Origin of the sequence: Bacillus sp. KICET-1, from assembly GCF_027721405.1 — a bacterium.
GTDB lineage: Bacteria > Bacillota > Bacilli > Bacillales > Bacillaceae > Bacillus > Bacillus velezensis.
This window is the reverse complement of the sequence record NZ_CP113515.1, coordinates 3,920,725-3,945,020: the sequence shown is the minus strand read 5'-3', so window position 1 is coordinate 3,945,020 and position 24,296 is coordinate 3,920,725. Positions and strand designations below refer to the sequence as shown.

Genomic DNA, 24,296 nt, shown 5'->3' with positions numbered 1-24,296 from the left:
GCAACAGGGTTGAATACAATAAAAAGCCAGTGGAAAGACATTGTAACGAACAAGAAACTGTTAATCCCCATCATTGCCATATTATTCGTTCCGCTGATCTACAGCGGAGTGTTTTTGAAGGCGTACTGGGACCCGTACGGCACGGTGGATCAGCTGCCGGTTGTCGTTGTCAACCAGGATAAAGGGGCGGACTACGAAGGGAAACATCTTCAGATCGGTGACGATCTTGTGAAAGAGTTAAAGAAAAATGATAATTTTGATTGGCATTTTTCAAGCGATCTTGATCAATCGTTAAAGGACTTATTAAATGCTAAATATTATTTATTGGTCGAGATTCCTGAAGATTTTTCGAAAAACGCCAGCACGGTAATGGATAAAAATCCGAAGAAGCTGGATCTGAAATATCATACGAATGCCGGATCAAACTATGTCGGCGCGACAATCGGGGAAAAGGCGATCGACAAACTGAAAGCCTCCGTGTCGAAAGAAGTGACAGAGCAATACGCAAAAGTCATTTTTGATAACTTTAAAGATATTGCCAAAGGGCTCGGCAAAGCCAGCAGCGGAGCCAAGAAAATAGACGACGGCACGAAAAACGCGAAAGACGGCAGCGCCAAGCTGAAGGAAAATTTAGCGAAGCTTACTGAAAGCACCGCCACCATCAGCGATAAAACACAGCAGCTTGCAGACGGAGCGGCGAAAGTGACAAGCGGAATTCAAACGCTTGACAGCTCTATCGCAAAACTTCAGAGCGCAAGCGCCGAAATTCAAGATAAATCAGGACAGATTGCTTCAGGAGGAGGCCAAGTGGCCAGCGGGCTGAAAACGAGCCTTGACGCACAAAAGCAGCTTCAGCAAAAGCTTCCGGATTTAACGAATGGATTAAGCGCGTTAAACAGCAAGGCGCAGGAAGTGTCGCAAAAAGCGGCGGCATTTGAAGATGCGATCAATTCAGTCAACCTGTCAGACATTGAAAACGCGGTTGGGCAGCTCGAGCAGACTGAAAAGGACCTGCAGCAGTTTAAGAAGAAGCTTTCTGATCTGAAAAACAACCTGGATGCCCGGGATGACGCGGTCAAAAAGGTGATTAAGGACAGTGATTTCTTAACGGATGAGCAAAAAGCGAAACTTGTTCAGCTACTGAATGAGAAGCTTCCGAAGGCTGACCTTCCGGATTTAGACAATATCGTCAGCCAGCTTCCGTCCGGCGGAGATATCCAGCTTCCGGATATGTCAGTCATAAAAAGCGCGCTGGCAGATGTAAAAGCGAAGGCTGATCAGCTGAAAGCACTGCCTCAGTCCACATCGAAACTGTATAACGGCGCGGCGGCGGTACAAGACGCGATTAACCAGCTGACGGCCGGAACTGATAAATTGTACAGCGGAGCGCAGACCGTCTTTGAAAGCCAAAACAAACTGACGGCCGGCATCGGCGAATACAACAGCAAGTTCGGACAGCTTAAATCAGGATCAGAAGCGTTAGTGTCAGGGAGCGGCCAGGTGTCTGGCGGCTTAACGAAACTGCTGGACGCGCAAAACAAAATCCATGACGGCTCGTCCAAAATTGAGCAGGGTCAAGCGTCTCTCGGCACCGGTTTAAGCAAGCTTTTAGACGGCACCGGGCAATTGTCCAGCCAGCTGAAAGATGCGGCTGATCAAACCGGGGACATTAAGACGGATGACAAAACGTACAGCATGTTTGCCGATCCGGTAAAAACGGACGATAACGCGATTCATTCCGTGCCTAACTACGGTACCGGACTGACGCCTTATATTCTCTCTATGGGCTTGTATGTCGGCGGATTGATGCTGACGGTCGTATTCCCTCTGAGTGAAGCTTCAGGGCGTCCGAGAAACGGTTTTGAATGGTTCCTAAGCAAATTCAGCGTCATTCTGCTCGTCGGACTGATTCAATCCGTAATAGTCGCCACGGTTCTGTTAAAAGGAATCGGGCTTGATGTGGAAAGCACTTGGAGATTCTATCTCTTTACGATGATTACCAGCATCGCGTTCCTGTCGATGATTCAATTATTGGCGACAACGATGGGAAATCCGGGACGCTTTATCGCTGTCATCATTCTAGTGCTCCAGCTCGGGGCAAGCGGAGGAACCTTCCCGCTTGAACTCTTGCCGGGATTCTATCAAGTGATTCACGGGGCACTGCCGATGACTTACAGCATCAACGGGTTCCGTGCCGTCATTTCAAATGGCGATTACGGCTATATGTGGCAGCAGGCATCCATTCTGTTGGGCATCGCCGTTGTCATGATCGCGCTGACCATCGTGTATTTTACGGTGCAAAGCAAAAAAGAACACAAAACGGAAGAAGAAATAACAGCATAAGAAAAAGAGGCGCTGAGCAGATGGTCAGGGCCTCTTTTTTTGATTTCGATTAAAATCCCCATCTCACCAACAGTCCGGTATACGTCAATCCGCCGCCGAACCCGAACAATACCAGCGTCTGGCCTTCCGACAGTTTTTTTGCTTTCACAGCTTCATCCAAAGCGAGAATAATAGAAACCGATGAAGTGTTGCCGTAATATTCAACGCTTGTCAATGTCCGTTCAAGCGGGAAGGGCAGTTTTTCACAGATGGATTCGATCATCCGCATGTTGGCGCTGTGAGGAACGAACCAATCCAGATCGTCTTTTGAAAAGCCGGCTTTTTCTAAAAGGGCATTGCATTCCTCAGGCACGGTTCTGGCCGCCCATTTATATACTTCGCGCCCGTTTTGCACCATGTTTCCTCCGCCTTTAAGCGGCTCGCCGTTTAATTCTGCGCTCAGTCCCGTGCGATACAGCACGTCCGCGCTGCCTCCCGCTGTTCCTTGCACGGCTGCCAAAAAGCCCGGCGCTGATTCATCGCGTTCCACCAATAGGGCGCCAGCAGCGTCTCCAAAAAGAACACAGGTCGTCCGGTCAGTATAATCCGTTACCTTTGATAATGTTTCACCGGCAATGACAATCACTTTTTGATGGGAACCGGCGGTAATTAATGCGTCTGCGAGCTGAAGGCCGTAAGTGAGTCCGGCGCATGTGGCGTTAATATCAAGCGCCCCCGTTTGCGGCCAGCCGAAGTAAGCCTGCACGCGTGCCGCGGTGCTTGGAAACGCATAGTCCGCCGTCGTTGTGGCGACAAGGATCATATCGACATCATCAAGAGTTCCGCTGTATCGTTCTGCAAGATTTTTCACCGCTTCCACACACAAATCCGATGTGAATTCATGTTCGCCGGCAATGCGTCTTTCCTTCATACCGGTGCGCTGGACGATCCATTCATCAGATGTATCGACGATGCGCTCCAAATCCGCGTTTGTTAATCGGCGTGCCGGAGCATATGTACCGATTGCTGTAATTTTAGATTTTGACATGAAAAAATCACTCCTTTATATCAGATTATAACACCTGATATTATTACTTGGTACTAATTTTAATAAAAAAACCCAAGCAGCATCCGCTGTTTGGGGAGCATGAGAATCTATTTGTAAAACGGGCTTGTGTGAACGATTACCAATGACGGCAGCGGCAGCATGAATGATGATGCTTCTTTTTATCTTTCTTCTTTTTACAAGGGTCTTCTTTTTTCTTTTTACAGTGATCTTTTTCTTTTTTACAGCCCCAGAAGGCTGCACCAGACCAATTATCCTCAAACCAATCCTCAAACCAATCATTATGAAATCTTTTCCGCTTGTGCGGTTTACGGCTGATCATACATTTCCCTCCTATGCTCATGCTCCCTTCATTCTATGAAAAAAGAGAAGGAAAAGATTGGACGGGTTATGGATCAAAAGAGTATATTTTAAGAAGAATAAAATTGATAGGAGGAATGACCTGTGGAAAATATGAAACATACGATGGAACTGATTAAAGAATTGGTGTCGATTCCGAGTCCGACGGGCAATACATACGAGGTTATCGCCTATACAGAAAGTCTTTTAAAAGAATGGGGCGTCTCCTCTTACAGAAACCGCAAAGGCGGTCTTTTTGTCACAATTCCCGGCCGTGATGACAAGAAACACAGATTGCTGACGGCGCATGTCGATACGCTCGGCGCGATGGTAAAGGAGATAAAGGCGGACGGCCGGCTGAAGATTGATTTGATCGGCGGCTTCCGATATAACTCGATTGAAGGGGAATATTGCGAGATCCAAACTTCTTCCGGCAAAACCTATACAGGCACCATCTTAATGCATCAGACTTCAGTGCACGTCTACAAGGACGCCGGCAAGGCAGAGCGGAATCAGGAGAATATGGAAGTCCGCCTTGATGAGCCTGTCCGGACGAAGGAAGAGACGTCCGATCTCGGCATCAGGGTCGGCGATTTCATCTCATTTGACCCGCGCGTGCAGATTACGCCGAGCGGCTTTATTAAGTCCCGGCATCTTGATGACAAAGCGAGCGTGGCTCTGCTCCTGAATTTAATCCGCCGTATCACGGAAGAGAAAATCGAACTTCCGTATACGACGCATTTTCTGATTTCTAATAATGAAGAAATCGGCTACGGCGGCAATTCCAACATTCCTCCTGAAACCGTCGAATACTTGGCTGTTGATATGGGAGCGATCGGCGACGGCCAGTCTACGGATGAATATACTGTCTCCATTTGCGTGAAGGATGCGAGCGGCCCGTACCATTATCAGCTCAGAAAACATCTGGCCGGGCTTGCGGAGCGCTATGGCATTGATTATCAGCTTGATATTTATCCGTATTACGGTTCTGATGCCTCAGCAGCCATCCGTTCGGGCCATGACATCGTCCACGGGCTGATCGGCCCGGGAATTGACGCTTCACACGCTTTTGAACGCACGCATGAATTATCGCTTCTTAATACGGCAAAGCTTTTGCATCGGTACGTTCTATCGCCGATGGCATAAAAAAACCTGCGCGGAAATCATTCCGTGCAGGGTTTTTTTAACCTGAGATGGTTGTGTTTTGTTCTGTTTTGGCGAGGCTCATGACCTTCGCGCCTTTAACGGGATCATACTGGCCTTCCCATTTTGACATCACAACGGATGCCAGCGCGTTTCCGGTCAGATTGACGACCGTACGGGCCATGTCCATAATCCGGTCAACACCGGCGATGAATGCAAGGCCTTCTGCAGGAACGCCGATTGTGCCGAGTGTCGCAAGCAGGACGACGAAAGAAGTCCCGGGCACGGCAGCCATTCCTTTGGAAGTGACCATCAAGACAAGCACAAGGGTAATCTGCTGCCAAATGGTCAAGTCAATGTGGTATACCTGAGCGAGGAATAAAGCGGCGATTGATTGGTACAGCACAGATCCGTCTAAGTTAAAGGTATATCCGATCGGCACAACAAAGGAAACAATACCTTTCGGACAGCCGATTTTCTCCATCTTCTCCATGATGCGGGGGAGTACGGTTTCGGAGCTTGACGTACTGAACGCCAATAAAATTTCATCCTTCATATAGGCGAGGAATTTGAAAATGTTTAAACCGGCAAGCTTTCCGACGATTCCGAATACAACAATGAGAAAGAAAGCCAAAGCTACATATACTAAACCGACCAGTTTACCGAGTGAAAGCAGGGAACTGAGCCCAAATTTGGAAACGGTAACACCAATCAACGCAAAAACACCAAACGGCGCAACTTTCATGACCAGGTTCACAACATGGAACATCGCATGAGAAACACCTTCAAAGAAGGCCAAGACAGGCTTTCCTTTTTCACCGATTGCCGAGATGCCGAGTGCAAACAGCACGGTAAAGCAGATGATGGCAAGCAGATCTCCTTCGGCCAATGATTGGAAGAAGTTTGTCGGTACGATATGCAGGAATGTGTCCGCAACGGATTTGCCGCTTTGTTCTTTTTCTGTTTCAACATATTGACTGATATCTGTCTTTTGAGCTTCATGTATATTAACGCCTGCCCCCGGCTGAAACAGATTCGCCAAAGCCAGCCCGAGAATAATGGCAAAAGTAGTAATGATCTCAAAATACAAAATCGTTCTGAAGCCTAATTTTCCGACTTGTTTTCCGCTTCCCGCGCCGGCAACGCCGATGATTAAGCTGGAGACGACAATTGGAATCACTATCATTTTGATTAAGCGTAAAAACAAATCGCCGATAGGCTGTAAATATGTTGGAATGGCGGGATTGCCGTACCAGATGACACCGACTACAACCCCTAGTATGAGTCCGACGAAAATTTGCGTCGCTAGTCCAAAGCGTAATTTTTTCATAGATTACCTCCCGAAGAAAAAAGTGCAATAAGTATCTAAAAAGATAGCTATTAGAACAAATTATAATAGAAAAGAAAACAATCCGTCTATAGAAAAATATAGATTGAAAATACTGAATATTTTAAAACGTACAGATAATTGCTAATAATGGTGAATAACGCCCTATTCAGAAAGTATGATGACGGACGAAAAAAACGGGCGCCGCACAACTTAGAATTGTGCGGCGCCCTATTGTCACATATCCTTAATTTTCAAGCAGTCATTACACAAATTAATGTGACACTCATACTGCTCAACAATCTCATTTCCGCATTCTTCGCATTTCTTACCGGGTAAATTTCTGAAAAAATCCGACATCTTTTCCAACATACCCATCCCTCTTTCATTGTTTTGTCTTTACATTGTATTATAACAGTTTGAGAAAATCAACGGCTGTTTTGGCACAATGTTTAAAACATGCAATTTGTACGAAAAATAGGTATATTGGAGGAAAGGAACTTTTTATCATAAACATTCGGAGGATTATATGAAAGTTACAGTTATTGGATGCTGCGGCGGGTTTCCGGCCGCAAACGAAGCAACTTCAGGCTATCTGTTTCAGTCCGGCGGCTATTCTCTGCTCGTCGATTGCGGAAGCGCCGTATTATCAAAGCTGTTTGCCTATGTTCCGGCAGAAGAGCTTGATGCCGTCATTTTGTCCCATTATCATCATGATCACATCGCTGATATCGGGCCGCTTCAATTTGCCAAACAGGTCGGCTCCTTTCTCGGAAAAGGGACGCATGCACTGCCGATTTACGGGCATGATGCTGATATAGAACAGTTTGAGCGTCTTACATATAAATCGCATACAAAAGGAGCGGCCTATCAGCCGGACCGCCCGCTTTCTGCCGGGCCGTTCACCATTACCTTTCTGAAAACGGTGCATCCGGTCACTTGTTATGCGATGCGGATTACTGACGGTTCAGCTTCTGTTGTGTATACGGCTGATTCAAGCTACCAGGACGCGTTTATCCCGTTTGCGGAAAATGCCGATCTGCTGATCTGTGAGTGCAATTTTTACGCAGACCAGGACGGCACGTCAGCCGGCCATATGAACAGTTTGGAAGCCGGACGTATCGCGAAGGAGGCCGGAGCGGGGGAGCTGATTCTCACGCATCTGCCTCATTTCGGCGAGCACCGGAAGCTGAAAGAAGAAGCGGAATCCGTGTTCGGGGGCGAAGTGACAATCGCCGCTTCCGGATTGAAGTGGGAGAAATAAAGGAGGAGCACCATGTTATTTATCGACAATCAAAACATAACCGACCCGAGGATCAACCTCGCGATCGAGGAATATTGCGTGAAGCATCTCGACCCTGAACAGACATACCTGCTGTTTTATGTCAATCAGCCCTCGATTATCATCGGGAAGAACCAAAACACAATAGAAGAAATCAATACGAAATACGTAGAAGATAACGGAATCATCGTCGTCCGCAGGCTGTCAGGGGGCGGTGCGGTTTACCATGACCTCGGGAATCTGAATTTCAGTTTTATCACCAAGGATGACGGCGACAGCTTTCACAATTTTAAAAAATTCACCGAACCCGTTATTCAGGCGCTGCGCCAGCTCGGTGTGGAAGCTGAATTAAGCGGCCGAAACGACATCGTCGCGGACGGCAGAAAAATTTCCGGCAACGCTCAATTTTCGACGAAAGGGCGTATTTTCAGCCACGGAACATTAATGCTGGATTCCGCCATTGATCATGTCGTGTCAGCCTTGAAAGTGAAAAAAGACAAAATCGAATCAAAAGGCATTAAGTCAATCAGAAGCCGTGTCGCCAACATCAGCGAGTTTCTTGATGACAAAATGACGGCGGACGAATTCAAAAAGCACCTGCTTCACCATATTTTTAATACAAATGATCTTTCCGAAGTGCCGGAATATAAACTGACCGATGAAGACTGGAAAGCGATCCGGAAGATTTCCGAAGAGCGCTATCAAAACTGGGACTGGAATTTCGGAAGGTCGCCCGCATTTAATCTTCAGCATTCGAAACGTTATCCGGTCGGATCGATTGATCTGTGTCTTGAAGTGAAAAAAGGAATCATTCAGGACTGCAAAATTTTCGGTGATTTCTTCGGTGCGAAAGATGTGAGTGAAGTCGAACAGGCACTGACCGGAAAACAGTATGACCGAACCGCTATCAGGGAGGCGCTGGCCGGAATCGATCTGAAACAGTATTTCGGCAAAATAGAGCTGGAAGATTTCCTCGAGCTGATTTATTAGAACATTTGCCGAACGCATGATTTGAATCAGCGCCCGTTTTTGTGAAATGATAGAACCATAATGAATAGGGAGGGATCATGATGAAAGTATTTCTCATCGGAGCAAACGGACAGATCGGACAGCGGCTTACCGGGCTGTTTCAAAAAGACGGCACGCATACGCTGCGGGCGATGGTCCGGAAACAAGAGCAGAAAGAAGCGCTTCAAGCCGCGGGAACAGAAGCCGTTCTTGCAGATTTGGAAGGAAGCCCGGAAGACATCGCGAAAGCCGCCGAAGGCTGTGACGCGATTGTGTTTACCGCCGGATCAGGAGGAAGCACCGGCTACGATAAGACGCTTTTGATTGATCTTGACGGAGCGGCGAAAGCGATAGAAGCGGCAAAGAAAGCCGGCATCAAGCGGTTCATTATGGTAAGCGCCCTTCAGGCTCATAACCGCGGCAATTGGAATGAAGCGCTGAAGCCGTATTACGCCGCAAAGCATTATGCGGATAAAATTCTTGAAGCGAGTGGTCTGACGTATACGATTATCCGGCCGGGCGGGTTATTAAATGATCCCGGCACGGGAAATATCAAAGCCGCGGCCGATTTAGAAAGAGGCTCCATTTCAAGAGACGATGTCGCCAAGACCGTTATCGCATCCCTTGATGAACCGAATACGTATGAAAAAGCATTCGATCTGACGGCGGGCGGCACGCCGGTCAGTGAAGCGCTGAAACAATTATAGTTTCCGGTTTTACGGCACTCGGGGCTTTTTGCCCTTGAGTGTTTTTCTATATTTTTCTATAATAAAAGTGAACGTTTATTCCGGATAAATGAATGACTATTCATTCATTACATTTTTAAAGGGGTGGGAAAATGAATCTGGTTTCCAAATTGGAAGAAACGGCATCGCAGAAACCGGAAAAACCAGCTTGTCTGTTTCAAGATCAGTACATGACGTATGAGGAGCTGGCAGGTAAAATCAAAGCATTTGCAAACGGCTTGGAGGACAGGGGACTGAAAAAAGGGGATCATCTCGCGCTTCTGCTCGGAAATACGCCTGACTTTGTTATTGCGTTTTTCGGCGCGTTAAAAGCGGGAATTGTCGTCATACCTGTTAATCCGGCATATACACCTTCAGAAATCGCATACATGCTGAAAAACGGCGATGTCAAAGCGATCGCCGGCATCGACCTATTAATTCCCGTATTTGAAAGCCTGCACGGCTCGCTGCCGCTGCTGGAGCATATCATTATCAGCCAGACAGCAGAGAACGCTCCATCGACAGAAGACCCTCAATTGCGCTTAAAAATGACAACGTTTACAAAAATGCTTCGCCCGGCGGAGCGCAGCAGAACTTATCCGACATTGTCAAAAGATGATACTGCCGTCATTTTATACACCTCAGGGACGACCGGAAAACCGAAAGGCGCCATGCTCACCCATCAGAATCTTTTCTCCAATGCAAATGATGTCGCCGGATACTTAGGAATGAATGAGAAAGACAAAATTGTGGCGGCATTGCCGATGTTTCACGTTTTTTGTTTAACCGTTTGTATGAATGCGCCTCTGATGAGCGGAGCGTGTGTCTTAATCGAGCCGCAATTCAGCCCGGCTTCTGTATTTAAACTGATTAAAAGCCGTCAGGCAACCATTTTTGCCGGCGTTCCGACGATGTATAACTATCTGTATCAATATGAACACGGCAAGGCGGAGGATTTTGCGTCCGTCAGACTGTGCATTTCAGGCGGCGCCTCCATGCCGGTCGCTCTGTTGCAGACGTTTGAACAAACCTTTGACGTCACCATTCTGGAGGGATACGGACTTTCTGAAGCGTCTCCGGTTACTTGTTTTAATCCGTTTGACCGGGGGAGAAAGCCGGGCTCGATCGGGACGAATATTTTACATGTCGAAAATAAAGTCGTCGATACACTCGGACGCGAATTGCCCGACCATCAAGTGGGAGAATTGATCGTGAAAGGGCCGAATGTGATGAAAGGCTATTACAAGATGCCCGAGGAGACGGAGCACGCGCTGAAAGACGGCTGGCTGTACACGGGTGATTTGGCGAAACGCGATGAAGACGGTTATTTTTATATCGTCGACAGAAAAAAAGATATGATTCTCGTCGGCGGATACAACGTCTATCCGCGCGAAGTAGAAGAAGTGCTCTACAGCCATGAGGGCATTAAAGAAGCCGTGGTCATCGGCGTTCCTGACGCCAAAACGGGGGAAGCGGTGCATGCTTATATAGTGCCTGGGGACGGTGAGCTGACAGAGCAGGCGGTTTTTGATTACTGTGAAACACATTTGGCAAAATATAAACGGCCGGCGGAAGTGGTTTTTCTTGATGAGATTCCGAAGAACGCGACCGGGAAGCTGCTGAGACGGGCGGTCCGGGACATGCTTCCGAAATGACGGACGAAAAGCGAAGCCGGGGGCTTCGCTTTTACATGCTGATCCGGTCAGCTCTGCGATTCTTCCTTAATGATGCTTTGCACAAGCTTCGTATCATGCCGGGTCAGTTTGTAATACGTGTTTTTATACTTGTACATCATATAATTGCCGCCTTCGAGCCACATGCTGAATGAATCAAAACGGTCTTCATGATATTTGACCGTTCCGTCGTAATCGGGAGACACGCTTTTGGTCAGTTTGACTTGTTTTCCTTGGTTCAAGATATCGAGCATATCTTTTACATTCTGCCTGTCTTTAATTTTGATTTCTTTTTTTCCGTGCTCAGACAGAATAATCAGATCTGCGTTGCTTGATGGAAACACATCGCCGGTCCGGCTGTATACATAGAAGAAAGCAATAACCAAAAGGGCGATTACTACAATAAACGCGATTATTTTTTTCATATTCATCACTCCGTCTTTTAGTCTTTCCCGCTTCCTGTTGTTCCATTCTTTTCTGTTGTGAAAAGATTAACATCCGTTTCGGAGGCTTGGTTCTATTTATTTGCATTTATGCTTACAATAGGAGTAAGTCATAAGGCTAAGGAGGGAGACTTCCATGCGCAAATGGATAGCGGCAGCGGGAATTGCCTATGTGCTGTACGGCCTTTTTTTCTATTGGTATTTCTTTATGACAGGAGACTCCGCCGTCCCGGAGGCCGTAAAGGGAACGAAAGCCGATCCGTCCTCGTTTATGGACCCGGGCCGCCTGGCAGCCGCTGAAAACTTTTCAAATGTAAAGGATTTTTTATTTTTCATCGGAGCGCCGTTAGATTGGTTTTTATTTTTTCTGCTGCTCATTACGGGGCTTGCCAAAAAAATAAAGCATTGGCTGGAAGCAGCGGTGCGTTTTCGGGTGCTGCAAATCGTAAGCTTCGTATTTGTGATTTCACTCATCGTTACGGCGGCTTCGCTTCCGCTTGAGTGGATCGGATATCGGGTTTCGCTTGCGTATCATATTTCGACGCAGACAGCAGCAAGCTGGATAAGAGACCATGTCATTGATTTCTGGATCAGCTTTCCGCTGTTTGCCGTGTGTGTGCTTGTGTTTTACTGGCTGATCACAAAGCATACAAAAAAATGGTGGTTTTACGCTTGGTGTCTTACTGTGCCGTTTACCCTGTTTTTGTTTTTCCTGCAGCCGGTCGTGATTGATCCTTTATACAATGATTTCTATCCGCTGAAAGACAAGGAGCTGGAAAGCAAAATTTTGTCGCTTGCCGACAAGGCCGACATTCCGGCCAGCCATGTTTATGAAGTAAATATGTCGGAGAAAACGAATGCGCTGAATGCGTATGTGACGGGGATCGGTTCGAATAAGCGAATCGTTTTGTGGGATACGACGCTTAACAAACTGAAGGATCGGGAAATTTTGTTCATTATGGGGCATGAGATGGGGCACTATGTGATGAAGCACGTGTACATCGGACTGGCCGGGTATCTGCTGCTGTCATTAGCCGGGTTCTATATCATTGACAAGCTTTATAAGCGGCTGTCCAAATTCTTCGGCCGAATGCTCCATATAAAGGGGCCTGAAGATCTGGCCGCCCTCCCGCTGTTATTGCTCCTCATATCCGTTCTCAGTTTTGCTTCTGATCCGATTACGAATGCCGTCTCCAGGTATCAGGAAAACGCCGCCGACCGTTACGGCATCGAGCTGACCGGAAACCGGGAAGCGGCGATTGAGACGTTTCAGGACTTGGCCGATACGGGACTGAGCCGGGTCAACCCGCCGTTTCTCGTCAAAATCTTCAGAGGGAGCCACCCGTCGATCATGGAGCGGATTGAACATGCGGAGGAAGAAAAATAATAAAAAAACCGGCGGGGCCATGGCCGACGCCGGTTTTTTATGTTTTACTGAGCTGCCGCCTGTACGTTGATCAGCCCTTTTCCGTAGTAGAAAGCATCACCAAGTTTTGTAGTGGTGTTTTCTAAACTGCTGCGGACTTGAGTGTTTGTCCAGTTCGGGTGCTTAGAAAGAATCAAAGCAGCCGCTCCGGCAACGTGCGGAGATGCCATTGACGTACCATTGTACGCGCCGTATTTGTTTCCAGGAAGCGTGCTTTGGATAGAGACGCCTGGTGCCATGACATCAAGCTCAGAACCTACGCTTGAGAAAGATGCTCGTTGGTTGCTGCTGTTAACTGCCCCTACCGCAATGACAGAAGGGTATTTACCAGGGTAGCCCACTGTGCTTGAGCCGCCGGAAGTGCCTTCGTTACCGGCTGCCGCTACGACTACGATGCCGGAAGCAACGGCTTTGTCAACTGCCGCTTTTAACGCTGCAGAACCAGAAGGTCCGCCGAGGCTCATGTTAATAACGTCCATATTGTTTGCGATCGCCCACTCAATTCCGTTAATGATCCAGCTGTACTGGCCGGAACCGTCAGCGCCGAGAACTTTTACAGCGTAAAGAGATGCGCTTGGCGCAACGCCTAATACACCGACTGAGTTATTAAGAGCCGCAACTGTACCGGCAACGTGAGTTCCGTGAGAGTTGTTGTCTTGGAAAGGATTTGTTTCAGAAGGAACCATGCTGGCTCCGCCTGCTACCTTTAAATCAGGATGAGAAGAATCGATACCGCTGTCGATAACCGCTACTTTAACATTTGATCCGGTGAAGCCTTGAGAGTGCAGAGCAGGGGCTTTAATCTGTGATACGCCGTAAGGCACGGACTGCGCGTACGCCTGTGCAACGTGATCTTCTTCAACGTAAGCGACGCTAGGGTCTTTTTTCAGCTCTTTTACAGCTTTTTCATTTAATGTAGCTGAAGCTGCGTCTACATATTTGAATTGCTTTTGCACTTTCCCGCCTTTTTCAGAAATGACATCTTTTTTCTTAGCGGCGCTCATCGTGCTCATTGTCTGTTTAAATCCGACAATGTATTTCTTTTCCCCGTTTGATTTCCCTGCCGCCTGGGCAGGAGACGTGCTGCCGAACGCCATCGTAAAGATTAACGCTAAAGCAAACAGCAAACTGATCCATACCTTTTTGCCTCTCACTCTTTATCCTCTCCTTTTTTTCATTTGCAGAACAACCAATAGACAGATTATTCTGTGGATTAATTGTATAGCATGGAATAATATTTTAGTAGACCCAATTTTTTCAGTTTGTTTTATTTCTATTTAGGTATATCATCTCTCTTTCGTTTAATAGGAACCCGAAATATTTAAATTTTAATGGAAAAAACCGATGGAAGGACATGAGTATTTGTACACAGCCGCGATCGCTCTCTTGTTTGCTGGGTCGAACGGTTTGATTCCATTTTTGGAAGCTGCGGCAAAAACAGGATAAATGTCACCTTTTGTTGAATGCAGAAGTCTGATGGAAACGAAAGCGGAATGAAATAAAGCGGCCGGCATGAATCAGTCTTCGGCTTTCTTGACGGAGAAAAGCTGTGAAACCATTTTATAAAAATAATGATAATGAATATCATTGATACTTATATTGTCAATGATATAATTGCGGAAAAATGAAAGAGGAGGAACAGATGAAACCAATTTTCAGTATGCTGATGATCTTATCCGTTCTCTTCATAACGGCATGCTCAGAACAGGAACATGAAACCGCCGTCAGGCACGATCTGGGGACGGCGCATGTGGCTGCGCACCCGCATCGCCGTATTGAATGAGGGCTTTATTGATACCCTCCATGATCTCGGTATAAAGCCGGCGGCCGCGGCGGATGACCGGGCAGAGCGAAACGACGGCAGTCCGTCCGTCGGGCTCCCGTCACATCCCGATTTGAAAAAGATCACTTCGTTAAAGCCCGATCTCATCATTGCAGACTCAAGCCTTCACAAGGGGATATACCATGAGCTGACAAAGATCGCTCCGACAATCGCTTTACAAAATGAAGCTGCGGATTATCAGGATGCGGTTGACGCTGCCCTTACTATTGAAAAGGCGGTCGGTAAAGATGGCATCATAGAGAAACAATTGTCGGCTCAGGAAGAAAAGCTGAATGACATCAAAAGAAAGCTGGATGCAGAAGGCGGCACGATTTTATTAATTGACGCTGCAAATGACAGCATTTCCGTAAAGGATGACCGGTTTTTCACGTCCCGGCTTTTGACGCTCGCAGGGTTTACATATGCGGTCCAGACGGATTCCGGCGGGAAATCAGACTCTTTCAAAATGACGCCCGGGCAGCTTTTGCATATCGATCCTGATTACATCGTACTGTTGGACGGTGAGAAAGAACTCGAAAAAAATCACCTCTGGAAACAGCTGACAGCCGTAAAAAACGGACACGTTTACCGCGCGGACAGGGCGGTATGGACGGAGCGCCGGAGCATTGACGGTGCGGACGCCATATTACATGATCTTCAGAAAAAAATGCTCGCCAAAAAGGCCCAAAACTGAATTCGGGCCTTTTTGTTATGATTCTGATAGGTGGCTGCTTATATTGTAATCTTTGACGCGCCACTTATTTTCAATTCGTTCGATATTGCTCAGGCACGCATTGACAAGCTTTGCGTTTTGTATGTCGGTATCACCGTCAGAAATGGCGGACAAGAGGGCGTGAATGGCTGCGCCGTGAGCGACGATCAGTACTTTTTGCTCAGGAAACCGCTCCTGAACTTTCACTAAACCGGCAAGCATTCTGTCTGTCAGCTCTTCTGCTGTCTCCATATTCGGGTAGTTTTTATCCGGGTAGCGCTTCGACCGTTCCGGTAAGGACATTCCTTCCGCATCACCGTAGCTCCGTTCTCTGAAATCTTCCATGACAACAATGGGAAGATTCAAAAACCCGTTAATAATGTCAGCTGTTTTTCTGGCCCGTTTCATCGGGCTTGAGACGATGACATCCCATTCGGACCCCTTTAAGTACTCTCCTGTTTCTTTCGCCTGACGCTCTCCCGTCGCATTTAACGGAATATCCGATTTGCCTTGGAGCTTCTTTTGGGCATTCCAATCAGTCTCTCCATGTCTTACTAAACAAACGGCAGTCATAAAGTCTCCACTCCGATCATTTTTTATCGATATCATCTATTATACTGCCGTTACGTTAACACTTCAAAGAGAAGCGCCAGTCCGACTCCGCCTCCGCTGCCGATCGCAGCTGCTGCGTAGCGGGAATCCGGGCGTCTTTTTGCTTCATAAAAAAGCCGGGTGACAAGCGCCGCCCCGGAAGCCCCGTACGGATGCCCGACGGCCAGAGCGCCGCCCCGGACATTTATTTTAGAATACGGCACTTGAAGCTGCTGTGAAAAAACGCATATTTTGACGGCATACGCCTCGTTGATTTCGTATATATCAATATCATCCGGTGACAGGTTCCGTTCCTTCAAAAGCTTTTTGACGGCATAAACCGGGGCTGCTGACGGATAATGCGGATGGACGCCGCTTACCGCGCTTCCGATAAAACGCAATCTTGGCTTTAAACCGAGAGACCGCGCTTTTTGTTCTTCCATCACACAAACTGCCGCCGCCCCATCAGAAATTCCGCAGCTGTTGGCGGCGGTGACAGAGCCTCCGGACTGAAAGACGGGTTTGGCACGGGAGATGAGAGGCTCCATGTTCCGCTTTTTCAGCATGTTTTCGTCAGCGGCGAATCCGTGACAGGGAAGAATTTCCCGGCGGTACAAGCCGTCTTCGTGCGCTTTGACGCTCCGTTCATAGCTGAGAAGGGCATATTCGTCCTGCATCTTTCTCGTTACGCCGTAAGCCTGTGCCGTATACTCGGCCGCTATGCCCATATCAGGATCGCCGATGTGTTCAGGAGAAAAGCGCGCCCGGGATGAGAAAGGGGAACGGCTGCTGCTCTCCGCTCCTCCCGCGATGTACATGCTCCCCGCGCCGGCTTTAACAAAGTGGCACGCGACCCTCACGGCGTCCAGTCCGGAGCCGCACTGTCTGTCGATGGTCGTACCGGACACGCTCAAAGGAAGTCCGGCGGCCAAGGCTGACAGCCGGGCGAGATTCCCGCCGCGGCCCGTCGCGTTTCCGATCAGGACTTCATCAATGTCTTCGGGCATGTTTCGGCTCAAATGGCGAATCAGCGGAGCTGCCAAATCTTCTGGGAGACAGTCTTTTAACAGGCCGTTTTCCCGGGCGAAAATCGTCCGTTTCGCATCCGTAATTACAGCTTCCATTCCATCATGTCCTTTGCCTGCTTTTGTACGGCGGCACGGGCGATCTTTCCGCCGGCTGTTTCCGGTATTTCTGAAAACAGCCACTTTTTCGGGATTTTATATGCCGCCAGCTGCTCGCGGCACTGTTTCTTCAGTTCCTTTACATTTGCATGTCCGTCGATCACCGCAACGGCGATGCTGCCCCAATAATCATCAGGAACGCCGATGACGGCCGCTTTTCTGACGCCCGGACAGCGGTTGAGCACACGTTCTATCTCTTCAGGGAATACATTCAGGCCGCCTGATACGATCATCCCGTTTTCACGTCCTTCGATATAAAGATAGCCTTCACGATCGATATATCCCATGTCATCAACCGTCATCCAGCCGGAATCATCAGGTTTTGCGCCGTTGATGTATCCGGAAAATTTCATCGGGCTGTTCACAAAAATCTTCCCCGTTTCGCCCGGCATGCAGCGTTCTCCTCCGGGGCGGCGGATTTCGATTGTAACATTTTCAAACGGGCGGCCCGCCGCGTCAGGCTTTCGGGCGCTGTCTTCAGGCGATAAGAACGCCACGAAACTCAGCTCGGACGTTCCGTAAAAATCGTACAACCGCAAATGGGGATAGCGCTCTGACAGCGCTTGTTTTGACGAAGCGGGCCAGTCTGCACCGGAAGAAATCACCTTGAGCGGTGTATCCGGAAACGCCTCCAGTGAGAGCAGGGCATCCGTCATTGTCGGCACGGTATATAGAACGTCAGCTTGTCTGAGCCGGTCTTTCATTCCGGCCGGATTGAATTTTCTTTGAAGGATGACGGTTCCGCCGATAAACAAAGTGCTGACGGCGCCGTATAAAAAGTGTGACGAGCGAAGCGTGCCCGGTACCAGCACTTTGTCATCAGGGGAAATGCCGAATTCACGTTTCGTACAAGAAAAGCTCTCCAGCCACGAACGGTGAGAGCGGGTGAAGGCTTTCGGCTTACCGGTCGATCCCGAGGTGAATCCGGTATAAAAGGGCAGGCCGGCGTTTTCGATAAAAGCGCCTTCCGTTTTTTCCGCCTCGATCAAAGGCCTGCATTCATCCCACAGGATGACAGGCGTTTTGACGCCGTCCAGTCTGCCGCTCAGCCGGCGGTCACAGATGACGAGGTCGGTTTTGCTGATGTGCAGCTGGTCCGCGAGTTCCGCCGCTGCCGAGCGGGGATCTAACGGAACCGCCGTGCAGCCGGCATGCGCCGCCCCTGCGAAAAGTTGTAAAAATGGGATGCCGTTCGGCAGTAATATTGCAATGTTTTCGGGCTTATCTGAAAGGCTGCCAAGCCAGTTTGCGGTTTGGTTTACCAGCCTGTTCCAAGTTTGATAGTTGATCTGTTCTGTTTCTGTCTGAATTGCGATCTGTTCCGGCGCTTGTCCGGCTGTATCTGAATATGATGATGTAATCATGATGACTAAAATCAGCTTCCTTTCGTCGGCAAAAGCCGGCTTGCTTGAAGAGTTTTTCTGATTCTTACGGCTGCGAATGAGGCTGCGGCCGCTTTAAGCAGATCTCCGGGCACATAGATGAGGCTGAGCTTTACGGCAGTCAAGATATCAATGTGCATCATAAAAGCCTGAACGGGAATGCCGATGACATATAAAAACAGCACACCGAACAAGAACTGTCTGATAAACAAATGGGGGACAGCAGCTGAGCGAAGGCCTTGGATGCTGAGGCTCAGAAGTAATGCCGCCAGCGGATATGCGATGAGATATCCGGCGCTCGGCCCGAAAAAAACCCCGAACCCGCCTCTGCCGCCTGAAAGGAGAGGCGCTCCGCATGCCACAATCAGCAAAAAAAGCAATTGGCTTAAAAACGCCGCTTTCGGTTTTAGGATGCTTCCCGATAAGAGCACACCGATCGTCTGGAGCGTAATCGGAACCGGCGTAAAAGATAAGAAAAGCGGCGGGAGCAGCCCCAAAAGCCCCATAATAGCGGTAAACACGGCAATATGCATCATTTCTGTCAATTTCATTATGTATTCCTCCAGCTTATCAAAATATGTTTATACAATAAAGCGAGTCTTTATATATGTCAACTCTATTATATTTTAAGTTAACATTAAAAAGACCGGCCCTTTATGAAAAAGGCCGGTCGGTTTATCTTTATTCTTCTGTAAGGATAACAAGTGAATCAACGGATGATGCAACGTGGGAAACGGCGCGGCTGACTTCTTGAAGGCCGCCGAGAAAGGCCTGCAAATCAACGTCGATTTTGCCTGTCTGGTCTTTGCTCGTTTTCATGCTTTGGACGATGTCATCAAACAGACGGTTGATCTGCGTCATTTTTTCTTTCGTTTCACTTACAAGTCCGTTGACATCTTTAATATGTTTGGACACGATGTTGATTTGTGTATTGGTGTTGTTCACGAGCTCTGATACGGTGGAAACGGTTTTTTTCGTATCCTCTGAAAGCTTTCTTACCTCCGTCGCCACAACGGCGAACCCTTTGCCGTGCTCTCCGGCTCTCGCGGATTCTATTGAAGCGTTGAGCGACAGGAGATTCGTTTGCTCGGCGATCCCCGTCACGATGCCGAAGATTTTTTCGATCTGCTGGGCGATGTCATTCAGCTTGTCCATTTCTTCTTCAATCTGCAGAAGGCTGGCGTCGATTTTATTCATCTGCTTCTGCTGGCTTTCAAGCTCTTTTTTCCCGCCGATTGATTTTTCTTCGACATGTACGGAAGTGACGGTGCCGGCTTTTGACGCCTCGGAAATGCCCTCGGATTTATCGACCAGCTCCTGCACGGCTCTGCTCGTTTCTGAAAACAAATCAGCGAGTGATCCGGATGTTTCCTGGATTTTTTGATGAAGACGGGCTTTCTTTTCCTCTTGTTCGTCACGCTGGCAGTTATATTCGCTCTGGAATGCTTCAAGGACGAGCTGCTGTTCAAGATTCAATATTTTCGTCGTCGCTTTGATCGCTTTTAAAAGCTCATGCAAATCCGGAATTGCTGCTTCATATATGTTCATCATCGACAGAAGCAGATCCTGAAACGCTCCCATATACCATTTCGGTTCAAGGCCGATCCGCAAGTGGATGGAAGCGATGCGCTGTCTTTTTTCAATGAATTCATCATCAATCGTGCCGGCGAACATCTCATGGATATGACGCCGTAATGTTTTTTTTAGGCGCTCGACCGTGCTGTGGTCGTTAATGATCGTCATTAATGATTTTTCGTGATCCAGATTTCGGTAAAAGGAATCGACGATTGTTGAGATATGTTCTTTAATTAACGGCTGCAGCTCTTCAAGCACATGAAGTTCTTCGTTTCCGAGCCTGACCATTTTCAGCTGTTTTTGGACATCTGCATATTGATTTGAAAGCGCGATGCGTTTTTTTCCATCGGCTTCTGAAAAATAAGCTGTTTCTTTTTTGCGGTCTTTTTTAAATAACAATATAAGTTCCCCCAGATATTCTCTTTTTCTTTTTATCGGTATGGAAGGAACTTGAATGAAGGAATCTGATAAAAATATTTTAATGCGGAAAAAAATAAAACCATTCGTACAGAATGGTTTAGTCAATCTTGGCTGAGGCGCTTCAGCGGCTTGATGGCGGGACCTTCGGCAACCCCGCCGTCAGGTGTGAACCGGGACCCGTGACAAGGACAGTCCCACGTCCGTTCGCCGTCATTCCATTCGACCTCACAGCCCAAATGGGTGCAAGTCGTATCAACAAGATGCAGACAGCCTTTTTCATCTTTATAGGCGCCGGCCCGTTTGCCGTTTACCGTTACGATTTTTCCCTCCCCGGGCCGAAGAGTCTCAGGTGAAGCGTCCGGCCTCTCAAGTTTGCCCGAGATAAGGTGTTTGGCCACGTCGGCATTATAGGAAATCAGTTTTTTCAGTCCCGGATCTGCGTGGAAGCGTGACGGAATAAACAGGCCGGAAAACGGGTTCTTTTTGTTTTGAATATGATCAGCCAAAAGCTTCGCGGCGAGCGCTGAGCTTGTCATGCCCCATTTTTTAAAACCGGTCGCCGCCAAAATATGTTCTTCATCGCCCGAGATGGGACCGATGAACGGAATTTTGTCAATGGTGACAAGGTCTTGTGCAGACCAATGATATGGGATGCTTTCAACTCCGATTGTGTCTTCCGCAAATTGTTTCAGTGCTTCGTAATGCTCGGACATTTCTTTTCCTTGGCCTGTTTTGTGGCTTTCGCCGCCGACAAGAACCAGTTTTTCACCGTTCAAATCGGTGTATCGCAGTGATCTGGACGGCTTGTCTATGCTGAGATACATCCCGTCCGGATACGCTTGTTTCGGTTTTACCGCGAGTACGTAGGATCTGCTGGCATACATTCTGGCGGCGTAAAGCCCGCCTCCGTCATAAAAAGGAAAGTGGGAAGAGCAGACAATGTAGCTGCACTTGATGCCGTGTCTGTTTTTCGTGACCACTTCCGGCTGCGGTTCTTTTTTTATGTCGATCGCAGCCGTCTGTTCAAAAATCCGCGCCCCGTTTTTGACGATCTCTTTGACGAGCGCCGCGCCATATAAAAGCGGATGGAATTGCGCCTGATTCTTCATGGCGAGGCCGAGCCTGCAATCAACGGGGACGGGAAGTTCTTTCACAAGCTCGTGTTCAATACCGAGCTTGGTATAAGCTTCCTGCTCACTGCGGATTTTTTTGGCGCCTGATTCTGTATTGGTGTAAAGATATGCGTCTTGTTCAATCAGTCTGCAGTCAATCGAAAGGTCCTTGATGATCTGCTTCATGTCTTCCATGGCGCGGAGATGGGCTTCGAAATACAGCCTTGCGCTGGTCTGTCCGATCTGCTGAATAAGATCGGCATAGATGAAATCATGCTGGGCGGTGATTTTTGCGGTCGTGCCCGCGGTCGTCCCGTTTAAAATCCGGTCTGCTTCAATGACAGCGACACGGAAACCTCTTTTCGTCAGTTCGTATGCCGTTGTCAGGCCCGTAATTCCTCCGCCGATAACCGCAACGTCACATTCCGTATCTTCAGTGAGGGCGGGAAAGGAAGGAATGTCAGCTGTTGCTTTCCAATAGGAAGCCGGTTCCTCGTTTGAAAAAGTAGTCAATTCAGATTTACCTCCTCTGTTGTATATTCTTAATTTTTCCAATAAGACTCTGTTCATACATGAAATTCGTATAAGTTGCTCAAATTACTCATAATATAGTAATTAATGTAAAGGAGTGATCAAAATGGCTAATCAGAAGAAGAAAACCTTGCCGCCGCAGCATCAAAACCGGCAGCCGGGCTTTGAATATGTAATGGACCCGCGCCCCGTTTTTGACAAACCGAAAGCGGCGAAAAAACTTGAAGGGAAAACGGCGATCATCACGGGCGGAGACAGCGGGATCGGCCGCGCCGTATCCGTTTTATTCGCGAAGGAAGGCGCTAATGTGGTCATCGTTTACTTTGATGAGCATCAGGATGCCGAAGAGACGAAGCAATATGTAGAAAAAGAGGGGGCGAAGTGTCTGCTGATCGCAGGGGATGTCGGAGACGAAGCCTTCTGCAACGATGTCATCCGCCAGGCGGGCCAAGCCTTTCCTTCCATTGACATCCTGGTCAACAACGCGGGTGAGCAGCACGTGCAGCCGGGGATTGAGAAAATCACGAGCCACCAGCTCATCAGAACGTTTCAGACGAATATTTTTTCAATGTTTTACTTAACGAAAGCCGCGCTCCCTCACCTGAAAAAAGGAAGTTCAATCATTAATACGGCCTCCATTACCGCCTATAAAGGCCACAAAACATTGATTGACTATTCAGCGACAAAAGGGGCGATCGTCACGTTTACAAGATCTCTTTCCCAATCTCTTGTCACTCAGGGCATCAGGGTAAACGCAGTGGCGCCGGGGCCGATCTGGACGCCGCTGATCCCGGCGAGCTTCTCGGCGAAGGAAGTGGAAGTCTTCGGCTCAGACGTGCCGATGCAGCGCCCGGGAGAGCCTGTTGAAGTGGCGCCGAGCTATTTGTACCTAGCAAGCGATGATTCTTCATATGTCACGGGCCAGACGATTCATGTGAACGGCGGCACCATCGTAAACGGATAATGTAAAAAAAGCCAATCCATATGGATTGGCTTATTCACTCTGTTTGAGTGCGGCATATTCTTTTGAAAGCGTGAGGAACGCTTCTTTATTTTTATCATCAAGCGCCTTATTAATCTGCATTGTCAGCATGGCGATCCGGCGTTTATACAAGGATTCATCAAGCACCATTTGAATGTAAATATCGGCCATTGTCACATCGAATTCGTTTGCTTTTTGCGTGTTGCGGGACTTCATGAGCTCAGTGTACGACTTTTTCTCTTTCATAAAGAATCCCCCCAATGCCTTTTTTATAGTATATGGATAACGGCCGGAAAAATCAATTAATTTTTATAATCTTTAGACAACTAATACTTGGAAATATATCGACATATCCTGCAAATTGACGAAAAAACGAAAATGATCATTGTATAATGAGGTGAAATGAAAAAGAAAAATAATATTTAAATAGTAATTTAAGACTAAATTACAGCTTTAAAAGGTGATTTTTAGCTATATTCAAAAAAAACCTGTCGTTTTCCAATGACAGATGATAGATTATTAGTATAAATTTTCAAGAAAAGGATTGGAGGCTGCACATCATGTGCCAGAAAACACACGCACCCTTAGAAAGCTACGAAGTAAATCGTTCAACCATCGCTGTTTTGCCTGAGGAAATAGACGGTAAAATGGGGTCGAAGGTCATTGAAAAAGACTGCATTCTGTATGTCAGCATGAAGCCGATTCACATCATCGACAGAAGCTGCCGCTACTTTGGCTCCAGCTATGCCGGGAGAAAAGCAGGAACATATGAAGCGATTAAAATTTCTCACAAGCCGCCGATTATGGTGGACCCTTCAAATCACATCTTTTTATTCCCTACACTTTCTTCTGCAAGGCCTCAATGCGGCTGGATATCTCATGTGCACGTTAAAGATTTTCAACCGACGGCATTTGATGACACAGCGGTCACGTTCTCAAACGGCAAAACGATGGAACTGGAAGTATCCTATCATTCTTTTGAAAATCAGGTTTACAGAACCGCCTATCTCAGAACCACTTTTCAGGACAGGATGGGCAGTCATATCCCGAAGCGGCAGGAATTCATGCTGTATCCGAAAGAAGAGCGGACAAGAATGATCTACGACTTTATTTTGCGGGAGCTGGGGGAGAGATATTAGAGAGAGCTGTGATGTGAAGGGACGGGTCCTCTCCTTTTGGGGAGGGCTTTTTTCGATTTACATGCCGGTATAGAGTTGTATCGTGTCCGTCT

22 protein-coding genes and 2 pseudogenes are annotated in these 24,296 nt (G+C 47.8%); 10 read left to right on the top strand and 14 right to left on the bottom strand.

The window, feature by feature from the left end:
• Positions 1-9: 9 nt before the first annotated feature.
• Entirely contained in the window at positions 10-2,343 is a 2,334-nt protein-coding gene (locus tag OVA33_RS19770) for a YhgE/Pip domain-containing protein (protein ID WP_017417387.1), read from the top strand.
• A gap of 49 nt (positions 2,344-2,392) precedes the next feature.
• Here OVA33_RS19770 and fabHB read toward each other — a convergent pair whose 3' ends face one another.
• Entirely contained in the window at positions 2,393-3,370 is a 978-nt protein-coding gene (gene fabHB, locus OVA33_RS19765; protein ID WP_014417343.1) for a beta-ketoacyl-ACP synthase III FabHB, read from the bottom strand.
• Positions 3,371-3,506: 136 nt separating this feature from the next.
• Positions 3,507-3,710: a hypothetical protein gene (locus OVA33_RS19760; protein ID WP_021494937.1), complete on the bottom strand. Its 204-nt coding sequence runs from the start codon at positions 3,708-3,710 to the stop codon at positions 3,507-3,509.
• Positions 3,711-3,841: 131 nt separating this feature from the next.
• On the opposite strand from OVA33_RS19760, the gene OVA33_RS19755 reads away from it, so the two are divergent.
• Positions 3,842-4,873 (top strand): M42 family metallopeptidase, encoded by a 1,032-nt coding sequence (locus tag OVA33_RS19755; RefSeq protein ID WP_204283013.1) that lies wholly within the window; start codon positions 3,842-3,844, stop codon positions 4,871-4,873.
• Positions 4,874-4,910: 37 nt separating this feature from the next.
• Here OVA33_RS19755 and OVA33_RS19750 read toward each other — a convergent pair whose 3' ends face one another.
• Both OVA33_RS19750 and yhfH read right to left on the bottom strand, forming a co-directional pair.
• Entirely contained in the window at positions 4,911-6,200 is a 1,290-nt protein-coding gene (locus OVA33_RS19750) for a glutamate/proton symporter GltT (RefSeq protein ID WP_007610442.1), read from the bottom strand.
• A gap of 234 nt (positions 6,201-6,434) precedes the next feature.
• Positions 6,435-6,557 (bottom strand): protein YhfH, encoded by a 123-nt coding sequence (gene yhfH / locus OVA33_RS19745; RefSeq protein WP_370465857.1) that lies wholly within the window; start codon positions 6,555-6,557, stop codon positions 6,435-6,437.
• Between the two features lie 169 nt (positions 6,558-6,726).
• On the opposite strand from yhfH, the gene OVA33_RS19740 reads away from it, so the two are divergent.
• The 4 genes from OVA33_RS19740 to OVA33_RS19725 all read left to right on the top strand — a co-directional run bounded on the left by OVA33_RS19740 (position 6,727) and on the right by OVA33_RS19725 (position 10,867).
• Positions 6,727-7,461 (top strand): MBL fold metallo-hydrolase, encoded by a 735-nt coding sequence (locus OVA33_RS19740; protein ID WP_065180665.1) that lies wholly within the window; start codon positions 6,727-6,729, stop codon positions 7,459-7,461.
• Positions 7,462-7,473: 12 nt separating this feature from the next.
• The gene (lplJ, locus tag OVA33_RS19735; RefSeq protein ID WP_017417390.1) at positions 7,474-8,469 is read left to right on the top strand and encodes a lipoate--protein ligase; all 996 of its coding nucleotides are present in this window, start codon (positions 7,474-7,476) and stop codon (positions 8,467-8,469) included.
• A gap of 80 nt (positions 8,470-8,549) precedes the next feature.
• Positions 8,550-9,194: an SDR family oxidoreductase gene (locus tag OVA33_RS19730; RefSeq protein WP_017417391.1), complete on the top strand. Its 645-nt coding sequence runs from the start codon at positions 8,550-8,552 to the stop codon at positions 9,192-9,194.
• Positions 9,195-9,325: 131 nt separating this feature from the next.
• Positions 9,326-10,867 (top strand): fatty acid--CoA ligase family protein, encoded by a 1,542-nt coding sequence (locus OVA33_RS19725; protein WP_007409202.1) that lies wholly within the window; start codon positions 9,326-9,328, stop codon positions 10,865-10,867.
• A 47-nt stretch (positions 10,868-10,914) separates the two neighbouring features.
• Here the strand turns inward: OVA33_RS19725 and OVA33_RS19720 are convergent, their stop codons facing one another.
• Positions 10,915-11,310, bottom strand: a complete 396-nt coding sequence (locus OVA33_RS19720; protein WP_007409201.1) for a YhfM domain-containing protein — start codon at positions 11,308-11,310, stop codon at positions 10,915-10,917.
• A gap of 154 nt (positions 11,311-11,464) precedes the next feature.
• Between OVA33_RS19720 and OVA33_RS19715 the strand changes: the two genes are divergently transcribed.
• Positions 11,465-12,715, top strand: a complete 1,251-nt coding sequence (locus OVA33_RS19715; RefSeq protein WP_071181680.1) for a M48 family metallopeptidase — start codon at positions 11,465-11,467, stop codon at positions 12,713-12,715.
• 44 nt (positions 12,716-12,759) lie between these two features.
• On the opposite strand, the gene OVA33_RS19710 is transcribed toward OVA33_RS19715, so the two are convergent.
• Positions 12,760-13,908, bottom strand: coding sequence for a S8 family peptidase (locus OVA33_RS19710; RefSeq protein WP_061862038.1), 1,149 nt, complete (start codon positions 13,906-13,908; stop codon positions 12,760-12,762).
• Positions 13,909-14,396: 488 nt separating this feature from the next.
• On the opposite strand from OVA33_RS19710, the pseudogene OVA33_RS19705 reads away from it, so the two are divergent.
• Positions 14,397-15,270 (top strand): annotated as a pseudogene (locus tag OVA33_RS19705) (ABC transporter substrate-binding protein).
• A 15-nt stretch (positions 15,271-15,285) separates the two neighbouring features.
• On the opposite strand, the gene OVA33_RS19700 reads toward OVA33_RS19705, so the two are convergent.
• The 7 genes and pseudogenes from OVA33_RS19700 to OVA33_RS19675 form a co-directional block, all read right to left on the bottom strand.
• A complete protein-coding gene (locus OVA33_RS19700; protein WP_017417397.1) occupies positions 15,286-15,861 on the bottom strand; it encodes a histidine phosphatase family protein in 576 nt (191 codons plus the stop codon).
• A 50-nt stretch (positions 15,862-15,911) separates the two neighbouring features.
• On the bottom strand, positions 15,912-17,003 hold the full coding sequence (locus OVA33_RS19695; protein WP_017417398.1) for an acetyl-CoA C-acyltransferase: 1,092 nt from the start codon (positions 17,001-17,003) through the stop codon (positions 15,912-15,914).
• Positions 16,991-18,427, bottom strand: coding sequence for an acyl-CoA synthetase (locus OVA33_RS19690; protein ID WP_128974047.1), 1,437 nt, complete (start codon positions 18,425-18,427; stop codon positions 16,991-16,993). The genes OVA33_RS19695 and OVA33_RS19690 overlap by 13 nt, the downstream gene beginning before the upstream one ends.
• Positions 18,428-18,438: 11 nt before the next feature.
• On the bottom strand, positions 18,439-18,996 hold the full coding sequence (locus OVA33_RS19685) for a biotin transporter BioY (RefSeq protein ID WP_003155185.1): 558 nt from the start codon (positions 18,994-18,996) through the stop codon (positions 18,439-18,441).
• A 130-nt stretch (positions 18,997-19,126) separates the two neighbouring features.
• Positions 19,127-19,642: a methyl-accepting chemotaxis protein gene (locus tag OVA33_RS20745; protein WP_369719112.1), complete on the bottom strand. Its 516-nt coding sequence runs from the start codon at positions 19,640-19,642 to the stop codon at positions 19,127-19,129.
• A 243-nt stretch (positions 19,643-19,885) separates the two neighbouring features.
• Positions 19,886-20,419, bottom strand: a pseudogene (locus OVA33_RS20740) (protoglobin domain-containing protein); the annotation flags it as partial.
• Between the two features lie 122 nt (positions 20,420-20,541).
• Positions 20,542-22,065: an FAD-dependent oxidoreductase gene (locus OVA33_RS19675; RefSeq protein WP_014417355.1), complete on the bottom strand. Its 1,524-nt coding sequence runs from the start codon at positions 22,063-22,065 to the stop codon at positions 20,542-20,544.
• A gap of 124 nt (positions 22,066-22,189) precedes the next feature.
• Between OVA33_RS19675 and OVA33_RS19670 the strand changes: the two genes are divergently transcribed.
• A complete protein-coding gene (locus tag OVA33_RS19670; protein WP_007610477.1) occupies positions 22,190-23,047 on the top strand; it encodes an SDR family oxidoreductase in 858 nt (285 codons plus the stop codon).
• A gap of 30 nt (positions 23,048-23,077) precedes the next feature.
• Here the strand turns inward: OVA33_RS19670 and OVA33_RS19665 are convergent, their stop codons facing one another.
• Complete coding sequence (locus OVA33_RS19665; RefSeq protein ID WP_007610478.1) at positions 23,078-23,311, bottom strand: IDEAL domain-containing protein; 234 nt, start codon at positions 23,309-23,311, stop codon at positions 23,078-23,080.
• 314 nt (positions 23,312-23,625) lie between these two features.
• Between OVA33_RS19665 and OVA33_RS19660 the strand changes: the two genes are divergently transcribed.
• The gene (locus OVA33_RS19660) at positions 23,626-24,204 is read left to right on the top strand and encodes a competence protein ComK (protein WP_003155179.1); all 579 of its coding nucleotides are present in this window, start codon (positions 23,626-23,628) and stop codon (positions 24,202-24,204) included.
• Positions 24,205-24,296: the final 92 nt, after the last annotated feature.

Coding starts and splice junctions, on each gene's coding strand:
- fabHB (WP_014417343.1), bottom strand. CDS start 3,370: ATGTCAAAATCTAAAATTACAGCAATCGGTACATATGCTCCGGCACGC.
- OVA33_RS19760 (WP_021494937.1), bottom strand. CDS start 3,710: ATGATCAGCCGTAAACCGCACAAGCGGAAAAGATTTCATAATGATTGG.
- OVA33_RS19755 (WP_204283013.1), top strand. CDS start 3,842: ATGAAACATACGATGGAACTGATTAAAGAATTGGTGTCGATTCCGAGT.
- OVA33_RS19750 (WP_007610442.1), bottom strand. CDS start 6,200: ATGAAAAAATTACGCTTTGGACTAGCGACGCAAATTTTCGTCGGACTC.
- yhfH (WP_370465857.1), bottom strand. CDS start 6,557: ATGTCGGATTTTTTCAGAAATTTACCCGGTAAGAAATGCGAAGAATGC.
- OVA33_RS19740 (WP_065180665.1), top strand. CDS start 6,727: ATGAAAGTTACAGTTATTGGATGCTGCGGCGGGTTTCCGGCCGCAAAC.
- lplJ (WP_017417390.1), top strand. CDS start 7,474: ATGTTATTTATCGACAATCAAAACATAACCGACCCGAGGATCAACCTC.
- OVA33_RS19730 (WP_017417391.1), top strand. CDS start 8,550: ATGAAAGTATTTCTCATCGGAGCAAACGGACAGATCGGACAGCGGCTT.
- OVA33_RS19725 (WP_007409202.1), top strand. CDS start 9,326: ATGAATCTGGTTTCCAAATTGGAAGAAACGGCATCGCAGAAACCGGAA.
- OVA33_RS19720 (WP_007409201.1), bottom strand. CDS start 11,310: ATGAAAAAAATAATCGCGTTTATTGTAGTAATCGCCCTTTTGGTTATT.
- OVA33_RS19715 (WP_071181680.1), top strand. CDS start 11,465: ATGCGCAAATGGATAGCGGCAGCGGGAATTGCCTATGTGCTGTACGGC.
- OVA33_RS19700 (WP_017417397.1), bottom strand. CDS start 15,861: ATGACTGCCGTTTGTTTAGTAAGACATGGAGAGACTGATTGGAATGCC.
- OVA33_RS19695 (WP_017417398.1), bottom strand. CDS start 17,003: ATGGAAGCTGTAATTACGGATGCGAAACGGACGATTTTCGCCCGGGAA.
- OVA33_RS19690 (WP_128974047.1), bottom strand. CDS start 18,427: ATGATTACATCATCATATTCAGATACAGCCGGACAAGCGCCGGAACAG.
- OVA33_RS19685 (WP_003155185.1), bottom strand. CDS start 18,996: ATGAAATTGACAGAAATGATGCATATTGCCGTGTTTACCGCTATTATG.
- OVA33_RS20745 (WP_369719112.1), bottom strand. CDS start 19,642: ATGAATAAAATCGACGCCAGCCTTCTGCAGATTGAAGAAGAAATGGAC.
- OVA33_RS19670 (WP_007610477.1), top strand. CDS start 22,190: ATGGCTAATCAGAAGAAGAAAACCTTGCCGCCGCAGCATCAAAACCGG.
- OVA33_RS19665 (WP_007610478.1), bottom strand. CDS start 23,311: ATGAAAGAGAAAAAGTCGTACACTGAGCTCATGAAGTCCCGCAACACG.
- OVA33_RS19660 (WP_003155179.1), top strand. CDS start 23,626: ATGTGCCAGAAAACACACGCACCCTTAGAAAGCTACGAAGTAAATCGT.